General features: G+C 39.3%; 14 protein-coding genes. 2 read left to right on the top strand and 12 right to left on the bottom strand.

Annotated features, from left to right (window positions below):
• Window positions 1-295: 295 nt before the first annotated feature.
• From dacB to DUT68_RS08960, 3 genes are all read right to left on the bottom strand, one after another.
• Complete coding sequence (dacB, locus tag DUT68_RS08970) at window positions 296-1732, bottom strand: D-alanyl-D-alanine carboxypeptidase/D-alanyl-D-alanine endopeptidase (RefSeq protein ID WP_237088302.1); 1437 nt, start codon at window positions 1730-1732, stop codon at window positions 296-298.
• Between the two features lie 24 nt (window positions 1733-1756).
• Window positions 1757-2941, bottom strand: a complete 1185-nt coding sequence (locus DUT68_RS08965) for a hypothetical protein (protein WP_113637688.1) — start codon at window positions 2939-2941, stop codon at window positions 1757-1759.
• A gap of 89 nt (window positions 2942-3030) precedes the next feature.
• Window positions 3031-4020, bottom strand: a complete 990-nt coding sequence (locus DUT68_RS08960) for an aspartate-semialdehyde dehydrogenase (RefSeq protein WP_113637686.1) — start codon at window positions 4018-4020, stop codon at window positions 3031-3033.
• Between the two features lie 57 nt (window positions 4021-4077).
• Here DUT68_RS08960 and DUT68_RS08955 point away from each other — a divergent pair, with 57 nt between their 5' ends.
• Together DUT68_RS08955 and DUT68_RS08950 are read left to right on the top strand one after the other, a co-directional pair.
• The gene (locus DUT68_RS08955; RefSeq protein WP_113637683.1) at window positions 4078-6690 is read left to right on the top strand and encodes a lamin tail domain-containing protein; all 2613 of its coding nucleotides are present in this window, start codon (window positions 4078-4080) and stop codon (window positions 6688-6690) included.
• 3 nt (window positions 6691-6693) lie between these two features.
• Window positions 6694-7443 (top strand): YdcF family protein, encoded by a 750-nt coding sequence (locus tag DUT68_RS08950; protein ID WP_113637681.1) that lies wholly within the window; start codon window positions 6694-6696, stop codon window positions 7441-7443.
• Between the two features lie 69 nt (window positions 7444-7512).
• On the opposite strand, the gene DUT68_RS08945 is transcribed toward DUT68_RS08950, so the two are convergent.
• The 9 genes from DUT68_RS08945 to DUT68_RS08905 all read right to left on the bottom strand — a co-directional run bounded on the left by DUT68_RS08945 (window position 7513) and on the right by DUT68_RS08905 (window position 17117).
• Window positions 7513-8394 carry a sugar phosphate isomerase/epimerase family protein gene (locus DUT68_RS08945; RefSeq protein ID WP_113637679.1) on the bottom strand — a complete coding sequence of 294 codons (882 nt, stop codon included), beginning with the start codon at window positions 8392-8394 and terminating at the stop codon, window positions 7513-7515.
• Window positions 8384-9619, bottom strand: a complete 1236-nt coding sequence (locus DUT68_RS08940) for a nucleoside permease (protein WP_113638105.1) — start codon at window positions 9617-9619, stop codon at window positions 8384-8386. Before DUT68_RS08940 ends, DUT68_RS08945 begins: the two co-directional genes overlap by 11 nt.
• A 100-nt stretch (window positions 9620-9719) precedes the next feature.
• Complete coding sequence (locus DUT68_RS08935) at window positions 9720-10403, bottom strand: 3-keto-disaccharide hydrolase (protein ID WP_113637678.1); 684 nt, start codon at window positions 10401-10403, stop codon at window positions 9720-9722.
• A 59-nt stretch (window positions 10404-10462) separates the two neighbouring features.
• Window positions 10463-11911: a Gfo/Idh/MocA family protein gene (locus DUT68_RS08930; protein ID WP_113637676.1), complete on the bottom strand. Its 1449-nt coding sequence runs from the start codon at window positions 11909-11911 to the stop codon at window positions 10463-10465.
• A gap of 132 nt (window positions 11912-12043) precedes the next feature.
• Window positions 12044-12442 carry a c-type cytochrome gene (locus DUT68_RS08925; RefSeq protein ID WP_113637674.1) on the bottom strand — a complete coding sequence of 133 codons (399 nt, stop codon included), beginning with the start codon at window positions 12440-12442 and terminating at the stop codon, window positions 12044-12046.
• Window positions 12443-12495: 53 nt separating this feature from the next.
• A complete protein-coding gene (locus tag DUT68_RS08920) occupies window positions 12496-13548 on the bottom strand; it encodes a sugar phosphate isomerase/epimerase family protein (RefSeq protein WP_113637672.1) in 1053 nt (350 codons plus the stop codon).
• A 15-nt stretch (window positions 13549-13563) separates the two neighbouring features.
• Complete coding sequence (locus tag DUT68_RS08915) at window positions 13564-14718, bottom strand: Gfo/Idh/MocA family protein (RefSeq protein WP_113637670.1); 1155 nt, start codon at window positions 14716-14718, stop codon at window positions 13564-13566.
• A 78-nt stretch (window positions 14719-14796) separates the two neighbouring features.
• On the bottom strand, window positions 14797-16500 hold the full coding sequence (locus tag DUT68_RS08910) for a GMC oxidoreductase (protein WP_113637668.1): 1704 nt from the start codon (window positions 16498-16500) through the stop codon (window positions 14797-14799).
• 32 nt (window positions 16501-16532) lie between these two features.
• Window positions 16533-17117: a gluconate 2-dehydrogenase subunit 3 family protein gene (locus DUT68_RS08905; protein ID WP_113637667.1), complete on the bottom strand. Its 585-nt coding sequence runs from the start codon at window positions 17115-17117 to the stop codon at window positions 16533-16535.
• Window positions 17118-17597: the final 480 nt, after the last annotated feature.

Here is a 17597-nt window from a genome sequence, read left to right as displayed (position 1 = left end):
CTTATAGAAAATTGTAATCGAAGATAGTATTAGTGCGATAATTAATAGTATCGCAAATTTTTTAAAAAAGCTTGAACCTTTCATTTTCCTATACATCTAATGTTACGGGATCTACAAGGGTCAATTTGTTGCGCATCAGCAATTTAAAAGTCAAGTTATTTGTCGACTTGATTGCGAGAGCAGGTAAAATGCAACTAGAGATTTTTTGTAATTTTTTTAATTGTTTCATTGTCTTTCATATTTAGATCTTAGGTGATGTGATGGGTTTAAATAATTTCTCACAAAGGGTCAACAATTACTTTAAAGCATCCAAAACCTGAAATAATTTTCTGCTGATTCCGGAGCCGCTATAATTGTTAATGTTGATTACCAAAACATATTTATTTCCGTTTTTGTCGGTGTAATATCCGGCGTAAGCGGTAACATCATTGATATTTCCACTTTTAATGGTCATTCCATTATAATCTGGAAAAGACTTGATATAATCAGGAAACCAAGGTTCCTTTTGTGCTTGGAACAATACCGATGCCATTGCCATAGTAGTTACCCTATTTCCAGGTGAAAGACCACTGCCATCAATCATATTTAAGGCATTTTTATCAACCCCTTTCCCTGCCCAAAAATTGATTACCGTTTTAGCGCCATTTGCAGTGCTGCCTTCTTTGCCCTGCTTGTAGGCCATGGTTTTGAGCAGTTGCTCGCCATATAAGTTAATACTTTTTTTATTGAACCAGTATACCAATTCGCTTAAAGTAGGAGAGAAGATGCTAAGTAAAGGCTGCTGTTGCTGTACAATACTTTGCTTACTCAGCGCCAGTAAACGAGCGGAGCTTGGCTGCTTGGCACATTCAATGTTAAGTCGCTTTAAAGTGTCCTGCAAACGATAAGCAGCATCAAAAGCAGCATCTGGCAAAGCCAATGAAATGCCGTTTTTCTTGATACCCATTCCCCAAGTGCCTCTCAGATAACCTAGATTGCTGTAAGGAGCTAAAAAAGCATAAGCATTATCGCCGGTTCCACTAGCGCCAGTTTTTAGTTCGTTTACCAATTGGATGTAAGGCGTGTTCGGTACAGTTTTTACAATTTCTACTTCACTTCCTGTGCTGTTTCCTGCTCTAAGTTGTACATCAAACTGGTTTTCTCGCCAGCAAATTGATCCAGCACCGGCTCCGTAGTAGTTGCCAATGTCTTGCCAAATCCAGCCTGTTGGGATAGTGGAAGTGCCAAAGGTGCTATCATCACTAATTACACTGCCATCAATTTTTTTAATGCCAGCAGCTTTAATTGCGGCCACCCATTGACTTAAAATATTGTTCTCCTTAGTTTGTTCGTAACGCCACGAGGCTAAGCTTGGATCACCCGAGCCGGTAATGATGATATCACCTTGCAAAACACCATCAGCAGTAATTTTACCAGTGTAGGAAAGTTTGGTCTCATAACGGAAATCTTTTCCTAACGTGTAAAAAGCTGTAGCCGATGTAATGGTTTTTAACGTAGAAGCTGTCGCTAAACCGATATTTTCATTATTAGCAAAAATCACTTTTCCAGTGTTAGCATCTAATACGCAAAGCGATGTAATGGCATATTTTGCTTGCTCATCTTTTTGAAGAACTTGATAAGCCCGTTCCAGCTTTTGAGCGGTTGTTTGGGCATTTAAGATTTGAGGTAGCGCAATTAAAAGTAGGTACAGTGCTCTTTTGCTAAACATGATATGGATTCTTAAAGGTCTCATCAGGTAAAAAATTAAAAAACAAACTTATAATTTCGGAAATTGACTAGCGGTAACTTCAGGAATAACTACCAAGAAGTCAAACCCTTTGATGATACGCGATAGCTTGACATCTGTTACTTTTACTTTTCCGTTTTCAATGGCTCTTCTAATTGGTGCCATATCGAAGCATTGCCATTCCGTTCCGTTTACCAATTTGAGGAAAGGTTTCAATGATTTTAATGAACCTTCGTTTTCATCAATTTGAGATGCTGGTTGCCCTTCAAATGGGGAAGCTTGCCATCCCGACTTTCCAAGCACAATGATATGCAGCGAACTACTGAATTGGCTATCTTCAATATTGTTAACTAAATTGCCAATATCATAAATTTCTAACAAGCTTTCGCCTTTGGCAGCGTGGTTGGCGCCGTATTTATAAAGATTTTTTTGCTTTACCCAGCTGCCATAATCTGCCATCAATTGATTTTTCATCAACTGTATACGTAGATGGTGGTTTTGAGATTTGTAAATTTCGGCGCTGAGCTTTAAAGCTGCTATGATTTTGTTTTCTTCAGTACTCAATTTTAAGTTAGCGAGTTCATTAATTTGAGTGTCAAAATCTGGAGTTAGTAAATAAAATGGATTTTTCTGATCTTTTAGAAAAGCAGAAAAATGTGCTTTAGATTGGTCTCTGATAGTTTTGTATATTTCTCTCGCCCTTGTGTTTTTGGTGGTTTGCATGAGCTCGTTACAAATCAGTCGATCAGCAACTAATAAAATTTGATCTGTACCTCTAATGGTAGTCTTTCCATTTACAAGCTGTTTAAGTAAATCAAATTCCGGTTTAAAGGCATAGAAAGAAAATGTATTCCCATAATCAGCGGTATATTTATTTAAAGCATCTGCCGAAAGTGTTTTTATCTTTTGCTCGAAAATATGTGCCGTAAATGGATCAATCTCACAGAAGAAATTATCAAACTTGATCTGTCCTGCTATTTTGGAAACAAAGAATGGAATCTCGTTGGTGAAATGCTCTTCGCCAATCACTATGTTATTACTTTTCTTCGCTTTTTCAATAATTTTATCCCATCCTAATCCTTTCAATTCGCCGTTAGAAACTGTTAAACTCGTCTGACTGCGTTTTGCCATTGCGGTAACCAAACTATCCTGAGCGGAAATAAATTTAGTGGACAATAGCATGGTGAAAAAGGCAAGTAAAATAGATTTCTTCATTATCTAAATGGATATTTTTAAACGGCTTTGAAAAATTTGGTCATAAAAAAAGTGATGTTTTACACATCACTTTCTAGGATTTTTAATAGTTAAACTAACTTATTCTCCATTAAATATTCAGCAATTTGTACTGCGTTGGTTGCAGCACCTTTGCGGAGGTTATCTGCTACTATCCACATATTCAAGGCGTTGTCTAATGACTCATCTCTGCGGATACGTCCTACAAAAACCTCATCTTTTTCATGTGCATCCTTAGGCATAGGGTATTTCAGATTTGCTACATCATCAACTACAATAATGCCTGGTGCTTGCTCTAAAATGCTGCGTACTTCAGCTAAATCAAAATCATTTTCAAACTCGATGTTTACTGATTCAGAGTGACCGCCCATTACTGGAATACGAACTGTAGTAGCGGTTACTTTAATGCTATCATCGCTCATAATTTTGTTCGTTTCCTTGATCATTTTCATTTCCTCTTTAGTGTAACCATTGTCTTGGAAAACATCAATGTGAGGCAACACGTTCAAGTCAATTTCGTAAGGATAAGCTTTAGGGCCATCAATGCCTTTACGCTCGTTCATTAATTGATCAACCGCCTTTACGCCGGTGCCTGTAACCGATTGGTAAGTAGAAACAACAACACGTTTGATTTTATATTTATCGTGCAATGGTTTAAGTGCTACTACCATTTGTATGGTTGAGCAGTTTGGGTTTGCAATGATTTTATCCTCAGCGGTTAGTTCAACAGCATTAACTTCTGGTACTACTAATTTTTTATCAGGGTCCATTCTCCAAGCTGATGAGTTATCAATTACGGTGGTTCCAACAGCTGCAAAACGAGGTGCATTTTCTAAAGAAGTACCGCCACCAGCTGAAAACAAAGCGATTTCAGGACGCATTTCAATAGCAGTGTCCATGCTAACAATTGGATACTCCTTATCCTTAAACTTAATTAACTTACCAACGCTCTTTTCAGAAGCTACTGGGATTAATTCGGTTAAAGGAAAATTTCTTTCTTCCAATACTTTTAACATTACGGTGCCTACTAGTCCTGTAGCACCTACAACTGCAACTTTCATTTTTTCTTGTTTATTTTTATGTATATTTATTGATTTAAATATGTTGATTCCCCAAATATGAGAAAAACTTTACTCTTTTTAACCTTATTGTGCACTAAACTTACTTTCGCTCAGTTAAATGATAATTTTGCTGACGGAGATTTTACGAATAATCCAACTTGGGGAGGCACAACAACATCATTTCAAATTACACCGGATTTTGCCCTAACTTCTAACGGTCCGCAAGCTACTAGTACTTTATACCTATCAACGCCTAATGCCCTGGCTGGAAATGTTGCTTGGGAATTTTATCTCAATTTAGCTTTTGATCCAAGTACCACCAATTACCCTCGGATATATTTAGTTTCTAACAATCAGGATTTATCTGCCACTGCCGGTATTCAAGCCTATTATTTGCAGCTTGGTTCTAGCACAAGTGCGGAAAATTTCAGTTTGGTGAGACAAAATGGAAGTACATCAACCACTATTTTAGCCTTGGCAGATAAAACCCGACCAAGCGCAAGTTCAGTAACGGTTAGGGTGAGGGTAGAACGCAATGCGGCTGGCCGATGGGATATTTATACCGATTTTACTGGTGGTAGCAACTTCAGTCACGATGGCTCGGTTGTAGATAACACTTATATGTCGACTTCCTATTTTGGGGTGTATTGCCGTTACACCACCGCATCAAGATATAACATGTTTAAGTTTGATGATTTTAAGATAGAAAGTTACGTTGATAATACGCCACCAAATATTAGTGCCATCAAATCGTTGAGTGATAAAACATTTGAGCTTACGTTTAACGAACCGATTGATCCGGTTTCGGCAGTAGTCAACAGCAATTATGCAATTAGCGGCATTGGCAGTCCAACTTTAGTTGAAGTTTTAACTGGAAGCAGCGTGAGGCTTACTTATGCCAACGATGTGCCTTCGGGGCAATACACTGTATCGGTAAATAATGTTGCGGATATTAAAGGAAATAGCATTACCACTGCTAGAACCAGAACTTTCATACATGTAAAATCCTATACGGCAAAACGCGGAGATGTGGTTTTCAACGAGATAATGGCCGCACCAACAAGCACTGCAACGCTGAGTAAAGAATATTTTGAGCTGTATAACACCACGGATAACTATATCATTATCACCGGATGGAAATATAAAGATGGATCAACGTCCATAGCCACTTTTGCAGCAGATACCTTGGCCCCAAAAAGCTATCGGATTGTTTGCGCCATAGCGGATGTTGATCTTTACAAAACTTATGGCAAAACTTTGGGCATATCTCCTTGGCCAGCTTTAAATAACGATAAAGACGACTTGAACTTATTTTTGCCTGATGGAACTACCGTGATTGATTTTGTGTCTTATACTGATGCCTGGTATCGCGATAATAGCAAAAGAACAGGTTATGCTTTAGAACTTATCAATCCAAATGGCCCGTGTGGCGGTGCCTTCAACTGGACTGCAAGTACTGGTACGAATAATGGAACTCCGGGAGCGCAAAACTCCGTATACAACCCGCAAAATGTAGATAATGTTGCGCCTAAATTGCTTACTGCCACAATTTTATCACCAACGCAAATACAAATAGATTTCGATAAGCCCATTGCTACCAGTTTACTTACTGATGTGAACAATTATAACATCAATAATGGCATTGGGCGGCCAGCCTCGGTTGCGCTAAATGGTACTGGCAACCAAAGCGTAGTGATCACCTTATCGCAGGCAATAATGGCAAATCGGGAAAGTTTGCTTACCGTTACTGGAATAGTGAATTGTAACGGCGTACCAATTGATCCATCTGCCAATTCCGCAACCATTTTAATTACTGATCCCATTAAGCCGGGTGACATCTTGATTAGCGAAATCCTATTTAATGAAAGAGTTACCGGAGGAGATTTTGTTGAACTGTATAATGCCACCAATAAAATTCTGGATTTAAAAGAGCTTACTATTTCTAATCCGGCTGCCTCTGGTAGTACAGGCCCAAGTAAAAGAACCATTTCTTCTACTTCGGCATTCATTCGCCCTAAAACTTATTGGGTAATTACTGCCAACGCAGATGCGGTAAAACAAAACTACAATGTGCCAAATCCTTCTCAAATCATACAAATTGCTAGTATGCCAACCTTTACCAATACAAGCGGTAAGGCTACTATTTGGAGCGGCGATACTGGCATCGATTCATTATCTTACAATGAAAAGATGCACCATGCCTTGCTTAAAGATGTGAAGGGCGTTTCTTTAGAGCGTGTTTCTTTTAATAAACCTGCAAACGATTTGGGAAATTTGCAATCTGCTGCAGCTTCATCAGGTTTTGCTACCCCAACTTATAAGAACTCTCAAAGTGAAGATGAAAGCGCTAAAAGTGCGGTTACCTTGGCTAACAAAACTTTCTCGCCAGATAACGATGGCTTCGAAGATCAATTACAAATCGACTACCGCTTTAAAGGCAGTGGCAATTTAGCCACCATTAATATCTATACGGATAAAGGCGTACTGGTACGTAAATTGGCGAGAAATATTACCATGTCTACACAAGGAAGTATCATGTGGGATGGATTGAATGATAGCGGTCAGCTGTGTAAAGTTGGTTTATACGTGATTAAGACAGATATTTTTAACATCAATGGTAGCACAGATAGTTTCAAACAAACTTGTGTGTTGGCATCTAAACTGAACTAAAAGGTGTCTTTTTTCCTGTCTAAGTTTCTCTTGTTCATCATCAGGCCATTGGTTTGGATTTTGGTGTTGGGTGTTTATGCTATTTTTTCGAAGAATAAGCGATTTAAAAAGAAGGCATTAATCACCGCTATATTATTGTTGTTCTTTTTCACAAACAAGTTTATTTTGGGTACCGTTGCAAGTGTTTACGAGCCTAAAGCACCAAAGTTAGCCCATTACGATGTAGGAATTTTATTGGGTGGATTTTCAAGTTATAATGAAGAAACAAAGGCATTGAAAGGTGAATTCGCATCTGATCGATTGATACAGATAATGAAGTTGTACCACAACGGTACCATTGACAAAATTTTAATGAGTGGTGGAAGTGGTAGTTTGCTAAACGATGATCCGCCAGAGGCACTTTATACGCTTGATTATTTTAGGGCAATACATATTCCCGATAGTGCCGTGATTATTGAAAAGCATAGTAGAAATACGAAGGAAAACTTCCAATACACCATCAAGCTGCTTAAAAAAATGAATTACTCCAATGCCCGCATTTTAGTCGTTACTAGTGCGTGGCATATTCCACGTACAAAGTTGTTAGCCGAGCAACAGGGGCTTACTAATGTTACCTTTTATCCAACTAATTCCATTACTGACAATTTTACGGTAGAAGATTACCTATTGCCACAGGCAGGGGCCATGTACGGTTGGGAGTTGCTACTTAAAGAGTGGGTAGGGTATATCGTAGCTAAGTTGGGAATTGTATAAAAACTTACGAAGTTTTCAAAACTTCGTAAGTTTAATCGCTTCCTTCAGAAGGAGAGAAGTACAATTATATTACAACAAATTTCCTTTGATGTATTTGATGCTTGTATTGATGGAGCCGATGTAATCAGGTTTGTAATTGGTCTCTTGTTCAAGATAAATATGCTTTACCCCAGAGGTAGCTGCAGCCGCAAATATGCTTTTGAAATCAATGCTGCCTTTACCTATTTCTGTATTCCAATCACGGTTAGTTTTGTCCATGTCTTTCACATGCCACATTTTAAATCGCTTAGGATATTTTTTGAATAGCTCAACCGGGTTTTGGCCAGCATGTGCCGCCCAATATAAATCAAGTTCAAAATGTACCAAGCTTGGATCAGTGTTACTAAGTAAAATATCTAGGCCAGTTTGGTTACCGTGTTTTTCAAATTCAAAACCATGATTATGGTAGCCCATGTGCATACCTGCTTTTTTGCAAAGTTCGCCGGCTGTATTTAATCTATCAGCCACTTTCTTATAATCATCAGCTGTTTTGCGCAAATTTTCACCAAGCCAAGGCGCTACTACATATTTGCTACCTAGTATTGTAGAAGCCTCGATGTAAGCCTTGATATCGTCTGAATTTCCTGTAGTTACGTAGTCATCAAAACCAAAGTGACCGCTAGGTGAGTACAAGCCATTAGCATCTAATAGGGCTTTGAACTGCTTCGGGGTAAGTCCCCAGAAACTGCCGTCCTTTGGTGCATATCCGTAACTTTCTACTTCTTTAAAGCCAGCTTTTGCCACTTTTTGGATAACACCTTTTACATCTGCTCCAATGATATCGCGTAAGCTGTATAACTGTATGCCTACTGCTTGCCCCTGTTTTGCAAATGCTTTAGTAAGCGAAGGTGCTATGGCTAAGCTTGCCGCAAGCAGTCCCGTTTCTTTGATGAAATTTCTTCTAGTGCTCATAATTTTGATTGTCTTGTGCTGGTACTGCTGCGGTTTTGTTGTCGTCTTTAAAAAATAAGATAAACAATAAAGCTACTACTGCTGAGATGGCCGCTGGGATAATCCAAATGTTATACCAATTATGGCCTCCATCAACTACATATTTATCTACCACAACGCCTGATATAATTGAACCAAAAAGCATCCCAACGCCATAGGTAGCTAAGGTAATAAATCCCTGCGCAGCACTTTTGAATTTTTCTCCTGCTAGTCTATCAGTATAAATTTGTCCAGTAACGAAGAAGAAATCATAACAGATGCCATGTAGTACAATGCCGCCAATTAGCATCCAATAGTTGGTATCGGCGTTGCCAAAAGCAAAAAATAAGTATCTAACTACCCAAGCAATCATACCAATGGCAAGCATTTTTTTAACGCCTAAACGCACAAAAAATAGCGGCATTAACAGCATAAATAATGTTTCGGAAACTTGTCCTAATGATTGTTTGCCCGCTGCAGCTTTCATTCCAACTTCGTTAAGAAATGGATTGGTAAAATTGTAATAAAATGCAAGCGGAATACAGATGGCTACAGAAGCGATAAAAAATAACAAGTATGATTTGTTTTTTAACAGGCCGATAGCGTCTAATCCAATAATATCACCAAAGGAAGTTTTCTCTCCTTTTTTTGCAGGAGGCGTATGTGGTAATGCAAAGCTGAATAAGCCTAATAATACCGAAGCAACCGAAGCCATTTTAAACGTTAGGATTAAGTTGCCATCTTGCTCCCAATTTAACCATCCAATTACTAATCCAGCTATGATCCAGCCAATTGTACCAAAAACCCTTACCGATGGGAATTCTTTTCCTGGATCTTTCATTTGTCGGAATGAGATGGAATTAACCAACGCCAAGGTAGGCATGTAAGCAATCATATATCCCAATATGAAAGGGAAGAAGCTTTCGAAATTAAGTGATGTTGAAGCCAACCAAAGTAAAATACCTCCGCAGATGTGTAAAAATCCTAATATTTTTTGAGCTGCGAAAAACCTATCGGCGATTAACCCGATAATAAAAGGGGCTATAATGGCTCCAAGAGATTGAGTACTGTAAGCAGAACCGATTTGTACGCCATCTGCTGATAGGTTTTTAGTGAGGTAAGTCCCCATTGTTACAAACCATCCTCCCCAAATGAAAAATTCGAGGAACATCATAAAGGATAGTTTGAAGCGAGTTGTTGAGTTCATATTTAGTTTTGGTTTTTTAGTTTTTGGTTGGTTGGTTTTTTGGTTATAAATGGTACTGATACTGACCACTAATACCTGACCGCTGATACCTTTTTCCCTGTTATAGTTCTTTAATCATGATATTACGGAACCAAACCTCATCACCGTGATCTTGCAATGCGATTTTTCCTGTTTGATAAGTGCCAAAGCCTTCCCATTTCGCAAATTTACTGCCCGCAATTAAATTCTTCCAATTGTCGTCCCACATGGTGGTTTCTACTACTTTAACACCATTTAGCTTTAAAGTTAATTTTCCTTTATCGCTGATGATTTCAGCCAAGTTCCATTCGCCTACTGGTTTTACAGGCTCTGATTTGCTTTGGATCATATCATACAAATCCCCGGAACGGTGTTTAGTGATTTTACCATCTGGATGCCCTTCGTTATCCAATACCTGCATTTCTGGTCCGGTTAAGTAAGTTTGTTTATACTTTGCAGGATCTTCATGTACGAAAAAAATGATACCGCTATTGGATTTTGGAGCAACTTTCCACTCTAACTTTAAATGGAAATTGCCGTATTCTTTGTCCGTTACCAAATCGCCGCCATCTTTGTTTTTCAATTTCGGGTCGAAGTGAATAACGCCATCTTCTACATTCCAAGCTTTGCCAACAAAATCTTTACCGTAAGTATGCCAACCTGTAGTTGTTTTACCATCAAATAATGGGGTAAAACCTCCTTTTTTCTTTTGTGCATTAGCACCAATTGAAGCAACCATCATTGCTGCTATTAATATTTTTTTCATCTGTTACATTTAAAACTCCATCAATCTTTACAGGTTGATGAAGTTATTTTGCGTATTTTCTATTTCTCTCCTAATTTCCAACCTTCACGGTAATCTCTTTTCACAAATTGATTTACATCGTCAAAGTTGGTCACTTTCATTTGATCGTTATCCCAAAGTAGTTTTCTGTATCTGCCAGGATAACTTACTTTTCCTTTATCATTAATGCGCTGAACGTCAGCTGCTCTAATTGCAAGGTTAGCCATCAGTAAACACTCTGTTAGCGGGCCAGCAATTTCAAAAGGAGAACTTAATTCATTTTTGCCATAACCTGCAATACAACCTTCAACCCATTGTCCGTAATGTCCATTGGCTTGTCCCGGAACACGAGCAAGTTTTTGCGCTATGTTTAAGTTTTCGTTTCTTGATAACGGCAATAACCTGGCTTTATCGCCATAAGTATTGGCCATCATTTTGCCTTTTGTACCGATAAATAAGGTACCATTTCCGCCATCACCAAACACCTCATCGGCACCCAATTCTTCTGGTCTGGTAGGTTGTATACCACCATCCATCCAATGTACGGTAACTTCGCCTTGCGTTTTGTTTGTTTTAGGGAATTTAAGCGTAACATGACTCGAAGGCGGGCAGCTTTCTGGGAAATAACCGCGTTTGAACTCATCTACATACACTGAACCAACACTGGCTTCTACTTCTGTAGCATATTTCAAATTAAGCACACTAAAAGGAGCTTCTAATAAGTGGCAGCCCATGTCGCCCAAAGCGCCAGTGCCATAATCCCACCAGCCACGCCAGTTAAATGGAACTAATTTTTCAACGTAGTCCTTAGCTGGTGCTGTACCTAACCACAAATCCCAATCTAGCTCTTTTGGAACTTCGGCTTTGTTTTTCGACCACGGAATACCTTGGGGCCAAACAGGCCTGTCTGTCCAAGCGTAAATGGTATGCACATCACCAATTAAATCAGCATCGTACCATTCTTTCAATAAACGAGGGCCATCATTACTTGCACCTTGGTTACCCATTTGAGTAACTACCTTGTATTTTTTTGCCGCCGCAGTAAGTATTCTTGCTTCGTAAATATCGTGAGTTAGTGGTTTTTGTACGTAAACGTGCTTGCGCAATTGCATTGCCGCTAAAGCCTGTATGGCATGGTTATGATCAGGAGTGGAAACCGTTACCGCATCAAAGTTCTTATGCTCTTTGTCGTACATCTCTCGCCAATCCTTATAAAATTTGGCTTTAGGGAAACGTTTTACACTGTTGGCCGCCCTGCGGGTATCAACATCACATAGATAGGCAATTTCGGCCTTTCCACTTTCGTGAATTAATCGCAAATCGCTGTCGCCTTTTCCGCCAACACCTACACCCGCTACAATTAGCCTATCGCTAGGTGCCAAATAGCCTTTACCACCCAATACGTGGCGAGGAACAATAGTGAATGCAGTTGCAGCAACAGCACCCATTTTTAGAAAGTTACGTCTGCTTTGGTTGTTATCTTGGTTCATATGTTTGGTTTAATCCCCGCTTTCTTTAATCCTCTATTCAGAAAGAAAACTTAGGGATGGTTTTTTAGTTTTACGCTTGTTTCTTAGGTAGTTTAATCAATTGCTGATGCCTGACCATCAATACCTAACCACTTATTTCTTCAACGAAAGGATATATTTTGCCATCAACTTTGCATCACTTTCAGATACTTTAGGATGCGGTGTCATAGGGATTTTGCCCCATACGCCCGAACCGCCCTTTATAATTTTATCTGCCAAGTAGGCGATGTTTTTTTCATTGCTAGGATATTTCTTGGCTACATCAGTATAAGAAGGGCCAATTAGTTTATTCACTTTGTGATGACAGCCGATACAGTCTGATTTATTGATCAATAACTCGCCGCCACTCATTTGCATGGTTGTACTAGCTATTTTAGGCAGGGCAGAAGTAGTAATATTCACTGCTGGTTCTGCTTTTGGCTCAGGTTTAAAGGCTGATAAGGTAGCTACAAAAACCGATGTAATTCCAAGGATTAAAAAAGTTCGTTTCATGTGTGTATTGTATTTGAAATAATGTAAAGTAAAAAGTAAAAAGGTTAGTTCAGTTATAAGCCTAATATTTTTTTGTTAAAATCTGCATCACTTCCAGCTGCGGCGAAGTCGTCAAAAGCTTTATCTGTTACGTTAATGATATGCTTTTTAATGAATTCAGCTCCTTCTTTGGCGCCATCCTGCTGGTTTTTAATGCAACACTCCCATTCCATAACGGCCCAACCCTTATAATCGTATTGGGCTAATTTGCTAAAAATGGTCTTAAAGTCTACTTGACCATCGCCAGGAGAACGATATCGCCCAGCACGGTTTGCCCAACTTTGATAGCCGCCAAAAGTTCCTTGTCTTCCAGTTGGATTAAATTCCGAGTCTTTTACATGAAAAGCCTTAATGCGTTCGTGATATAAATCAATGTAATGGATGTAATCTAATTGTTGCAGCACAAAATGCGATGGATCGTACAATAAGCAAGCTCTAGGATGCTGATTTACTTTGTCAAGAAACATTTCGTAAGTAATGCCATCAAATAAATCTTCGCCAGGGTGAATTTCATAGCATACATCTACGCCACATTGGTCAAATTCATTTAAAATAGGCAACCAGCGTTTTGCAAGTTCTGTAAAAGCTTCATCAACCAAACCATCTGGACGTTGAGGCCAAGGATGGAAAAATTGCCATAGCAGGGAACCGCTGAAAGTAGCATGTGCATTTAAACCAAGGTTTTGAGAGGCTTTAGCCGCATATTTTAACTGTTGAATAGCCCATTCAGTACGGGCTTTAGGATTGTTCTTTACTTCGGTGGCCGCAAATGCATCGAAAAGTTCGTTGTAAGCAGGGTGTACTGCAACCAATTGCCCCTGTAAGTGAGTAGATAGTTCTGTGATTTTTAAACCATGTGCAGCTACTTTCCCAGTAAGTTCGTCAGCGTAAGTTTTACTTTCCGCAGCTAGCTTTAAGTCAATAAACCTGCTGTCCAAAGTGGGCATTTGTATGCCTTTAAAGCCCAAGTCAGCTGCCCACCTACAAATATTATCTAAAGAGTTAAACGGCGCTTCGTCGCTGATGAATTGAGCTAAAAATACTGCAGGTCCCTTTATTGTTGTCATTAGTTTTCGATGTTTTTAAACTGTAAAATCATGCCATTTTTGAGTAGACTTACTTGAAGCTACTACATTTTCTATAAATGCCATTCCCCTTACGCCATCTTTTGCGGTAGGAAAATCTAACATTTCAGCCGTAGGCGTTTCACCATTTAACTTTGCGTTTAGCGTAAGTGCAAAGTTTCTGTAAATATTTGCAAAAGCCTCCAAGTATCCTTCCGGGTGGCCAGAAGGAGTTCTGGTGTTATGGCTTGCTGCCGCAGATAAATAGCCATTTCCGGCTCGGTAAATTTGAGCTGGTTGATCTAGCCATTTCACTAACAAAGTGTTTGGCTCCATTTGATGCCATTCCAAACTGCCTTTTTCACCATACACGTTAATACGCAAAGCATTTTCTTCGCCTGCGGCAATTTGACTAGCCATTAGCAAACCGTTAGCTCCGTTATCAAATTTTAAAAGCACATTGCCATCATCGTCTAATGCTCTGCCATCTACAACAATGTTTAAATCAGCACAAATTTTTGAAATTTGAAGTCCGGAAATGTATTCCGCCAACTGTGCAGCATGTGTTCCAATATCGCCCATGCAGCCACTAATGCCACTTCTGGAAGGGTCGGTACGCCAAGCAGCTTGTTTATTATCATCGCCGGCGGCAGTACTCAACCAACCTTGCGGATAGTTAACACACACTTTCCTTATTTTACCAAACACACCTTCTTTTACCATCGCTTTGGCTTGTTTCACCATAGGGTAGGCCGAGTAGGTGTGGGTTAGCGCTAAAGTTAAGCCCGTTTCTTCCACTTTTTGTTGCAATGCTTTAGCTTCGGCCAATGTAAATGTAATGGGTTTATCTATCAACACATTAAAACCATGTTCTAATGCCATCATTGCTGGTTCGAAGTGTAAATGGTTTGGCGTAACTATGCTAACAAACTGCATTCTTACCTCCGCTGGTAGCTTGCTTTCGGCCTCAAACATTTGTTTGTAAGAGGTATATACACGGTCTTCTGGGAGGAAAAGTTCTTTTCCGGAGATTTTTGCATTCTCAGGATTTGAACTTAAAGCGCCACAGCAGAACTCAATTAGTCCATCAATATTAGCGGCAATGCGGTGTACAGCGCCAATAAAGGCATTTTTACCGCCGCCAACCATTCCCATTCTTATTTTTTGTTTCATATTTGAAGGTTGTAGGTAATAAGTTTTAAGTTTTACGTCACTAGTAAAACCTAGAACTTATTACGTACCACTTAAGACTTATAGGTTCCCTTTCTTTAATTCGTTTACGGCGTGGTCTGCAGCACGAGCTGTTAACGCCATAAATGTTAACGACGGGTTTTGGCAGCCTATTGAAGGCATACAAGCGCCATCAGTAACAAAAACGTTTTTTACTTCATGCATTTGGTTCCACTCATTAAGTACCGAAGTTTTAGGGTCTTTGCCCATTCTTGCTGTACCCATTTCGTGGATTGCCATCCCTGGATGACAGCCGTTGTCGTAAGTTCTGATGTTTTTTGCACCAGCGGCTTCCAACATTTCAGCAGCGTCGTTCATCATATCCTGACGCATCTTTTTCTCGTTTTCCTTGTACTCGCAGTCAATAGCCAGTACTGGTTGCCCCCATTTATCTTTTTTGGTTTGATCAATGTATACGCGGTTTTCGTAGTAAGGCAGCATTTCGCCAAAACCACCCATTCCCATTCTCCAAGCACCCGGGGTAGTCATTTTCTCTTTGAATTCCGTTCCAAAGGCTAATTCGGCTACATCTTTTTGCCAATTTTGTCTTGATGCACCGCCTTGATAGCCAAAACCTCTCAAGTAGTCGCGTTTATCTTTGCCTACATTTCTAAAGCGAGGCACATAGATACCGTTCGCCCTACGACCATAGGTGTAGTATTTTTCAAATCCATCAAAATCGCCGTCAGCTCCACAACGGAAATGGTGATCCATTAAATTGTGGCCAAGTTGTCCGCTGCCGTTACCTAAACCATTTGGATGAGCTTCAGAAGTGGAATTTAACAGAATGAAAGTAGTACCTAAAGTAGAACCATTTACGAAAACAATTTTAGCGTAAAACTCCATCGTTTTGTTCGTTAGCGCATCTATTACCGCAACCCCTTTTGCTTTTTTAGTATCCTTATCGTAGATAATGTGATTTACAATAGAGTATGGTCTTAGGGTGAGATTTCCAGTTTCCACTGCCGCTGGTAGGGTAGAAGATTGTGTACTGAAATACGCTCCGAAAGGACAGCCACGACTACATAAGTTGCGGTATTGGCAATTGCCTCGGCCGTTGTGAGGAACGGTTAAATTCGCAACCCTGCCGATGGTCAACAATCTTTCATTGCCCCATTTTTGCTTAATGCTTTCTTTTACAGATTTTTCAACGATGTTCAAATCCATTGGTGGCAGAAATTGCCCGTCAGGTAAAATCTCTTGCAATCCTTCATTTTGTCCGCTGATGCCCGCAAATTTCTCTACATAGTCATACCATGCTGATAAATCCTTATATCTGATTGGCCAGTCGCTGCCGTAGCCATCTTTTGCATTCTCTTCAAAGTTCAGGTCACCGAAACGATAGCTTTGACGTCCCCACATTAAGGATTTTCCACCAACATGGAATCCACGATACCAGTCGAATCGTTTTACCTCGGTGTAAGGGCACTCCAAATCATTAACCCACCATTTTTCGGTTACTTCATTGTACGGATAATCACGTTTTTGAACAGGGTGGGTACGCTTCATTTCTTCCGTTAACCTACCTGCATGTTTAATATCCCAAGGGTTTTTCATAGCGCCATCATAATCTTTGATGTGCTCAATGTTCATCCCTCTTTCTAACATTAATACTTTTAAGCCCTTTTCGGTAAGCTCTTTGGCAGCCCAGCCGCCACTTATTCCCGAACCTACAACAATAGCGTCGTAAGTGTTTTCAGCTTTTAAATTTATATTTAAGTTCATTCTGTTTTGGTTCTGGTTGGTTTAGAAGAAAATTAAGTAGCCCATGATTTTTGTCCTGGTTTTAGCGGATATGCGCCATCATAGCTACCTGGGATAGCCACATATTCACGTGCTTTGGTACAGCCAATTTCTGATGAGAAATAACCTAAAGAGGTTAAATCACGAACTACCGTGAAAAAGTAAGTGATATCGACCATTTCAGGAACTTTATTAGCTTTTTGATCTAAAGTTTCCTGTCTAAGAACGGTCAGCATTTTTTTGCGTTCAACTAATGGGATTAGCGCAAAACTTTTCTTGTAGGTTTTTTTAGCCCTAGCTTCAAATGCATTTAAGCCGTTGTAAAAAGATTGCTGTTGTTTGGCCGTGTAACAATCGTTAATCATCATTGGAATAAATTTTCCTACACCGGCTGCTTTAGCACCACCAGATGATTTTGTGGTAGGAATAATCACATCAGCAATTTCGGTTAGTGTTTTGAGCTGGTCCGCAGTAAAAGTAACAGCATTTTTTTCGCTTTCCGGTATGGTGTAGCTGCTGAACAACATATCGGTAGTGCCAGCGGAAATTGCTGTTCCCAAAAGTATTGCTACACTTCTCAGTGCTTCTCTTCTGTCCATATTGTGGTATATTTTGGTTTCTAAGTGTGAAAATTACACGATGTAATTTAAGGTAATAATAATAATTAAAAACTACTTATCAATGCGTGTTACAAACTTGGTACAATAATTTTTTGAACTTATTAACTTTTGATATCGCAAGTGCATTTAATCGCGACCTTGATGCCAACTATTTCTTAAATCAGTTGGACAAATTTTATAAGCTACTTTGCTCACCAAGCGCTGTAATTCGCAACGTTTTTTCAATTTCAGTTTTGTAAATGAAAACCAATATCAATTGAAAATAAAATTAAAAATAAGTAATTTGTTGATAAATGTAATAAATTGAAATGCTTTTTTATTTCATAAGGTTACGTTTTGCAAGTGATGTAAATGAGTTTAGGGGCTAACGCGTCATTGGCCTTTAAACGAAAAAAGTCGGGGATTGATCACTCCATATCGTTCCTTTATATTTCTAATTTGGTTAAGGTAAACTTGTTT

The sequence above is a fragment of the Pedobacter zeaxanthinifaciens genome (genome assembly GCF_003313335.1).
GTDB classification, from domain to species: Bacteria; Bacteroidota; Bacteroidia; order Sphingobacteriales; family Sphingobacteriaceae; genus Pedobacter; species Pedobacter zeaxanthinifaciens.
Note: the sequence above shows the minus strand (reverse complement) of the source record. Positions and strands in the feature narration are given on the sequence as shown.

What these genes read in the sequence shown, in the direction of transcription:
- dacB (WP_237088302.1), bottom strand. Translation starts at nt 1,732, where the DNA reads ATGAGACCTTTAAGAATCCATATCATGTTTAGCAAAAGAGCACTGTAC.
- DUT68_RS08965 (WP_113637688.1), bottom strand. Translation starts at nt 2,941, where the DNA reads ATGAAGAAATCTATTTTACTTGCCTTTTTCACCATGCTATTGTCCACT.
- DUT68_RS08960 (WP_113637686.1), bottom strand. Translation starts at nt 4,020, where the DNA reads ATGAAAGTTGCAGTTGTAGGTGCTACAGGACTAGTAGGCACCGTAATG.
- DUT68_RS08955 (WP_113637683.1), top strand. Translation starts at nt 4,078, where the DNA reads ATGAGAAAAACTTTACTCTTTTTAACCTTATTGTGCACTAAACTTACT.
- DUT68_RS08945 (WP_113637679.1), bottom strand. Translation starts at nt 8,394, where the DNA reads ATGAGCACTAGAAGAAATTTCATCAAAGAAACGGGACTGCTTGCGGCA.
- DUT68_RS08940 (WP_113638105.1), bottom strand. Translation starts at nt 9,619, where the DNA reads ATGAACTCAACAACTCGCTTCAAACTATCCTTTATGATGTTCCTCGAA.
- DUT68_RS08935 (WP_113637678.1), bottom strand. Translation starts at nt 10,403, where the DNA reads ATGAAAAAAATATTAATAGCAGCAATGATGGTTGCTTCAATTGGTGCT.
- DUT68_RS08930 (WP_113637676.1), bottom strand. Translation starts at nt 11,911, where the DNA reads ATGAACCAAGATAACAACCAAAGCAGACGTAACTTTCTAAAAATGGGT.
- DUT68_RS08925 (WP_113637674.1), bottom strand. Translation starts at nt 12,442, where the DNA reads ATGAAACGAACTTTTTTAATCCTTGGAATTACATCGGTTTTTGTAGCT.
- DUT68_RS08920 (WP_113637672.1), bottom strand. Translation starts at nt 13,548, where the DNA reads ATGACAACAATAAAGGGACCTGCAGTATTTTTAGCTCAATTCATCAGC.
- DUT68_RS08915 (WP_113637670.1), bottom strand. Translation starts at nt 14,718, where the DNA reads ATGAAACAAAAAATAAGAATGGGAATGGTTGGCGGCGGTAAAAATGCC.
- DUT68_RS08910 (WP_113637668.1), bottom strand. Translation starts at nt 16,500, where the DNA reads ATGAACTTAAATATAAATTTAAAAGCTGAAAACACTTACGACGCTATT.
- DUT68_RS08905 (WP_113637667.1), bottom strand. Translation starts at nt 17,117, where the DNA reads ATGGACAGAAGAGAAGCACTGAGAAGTGTAGCAATACTTTTGGGAACA.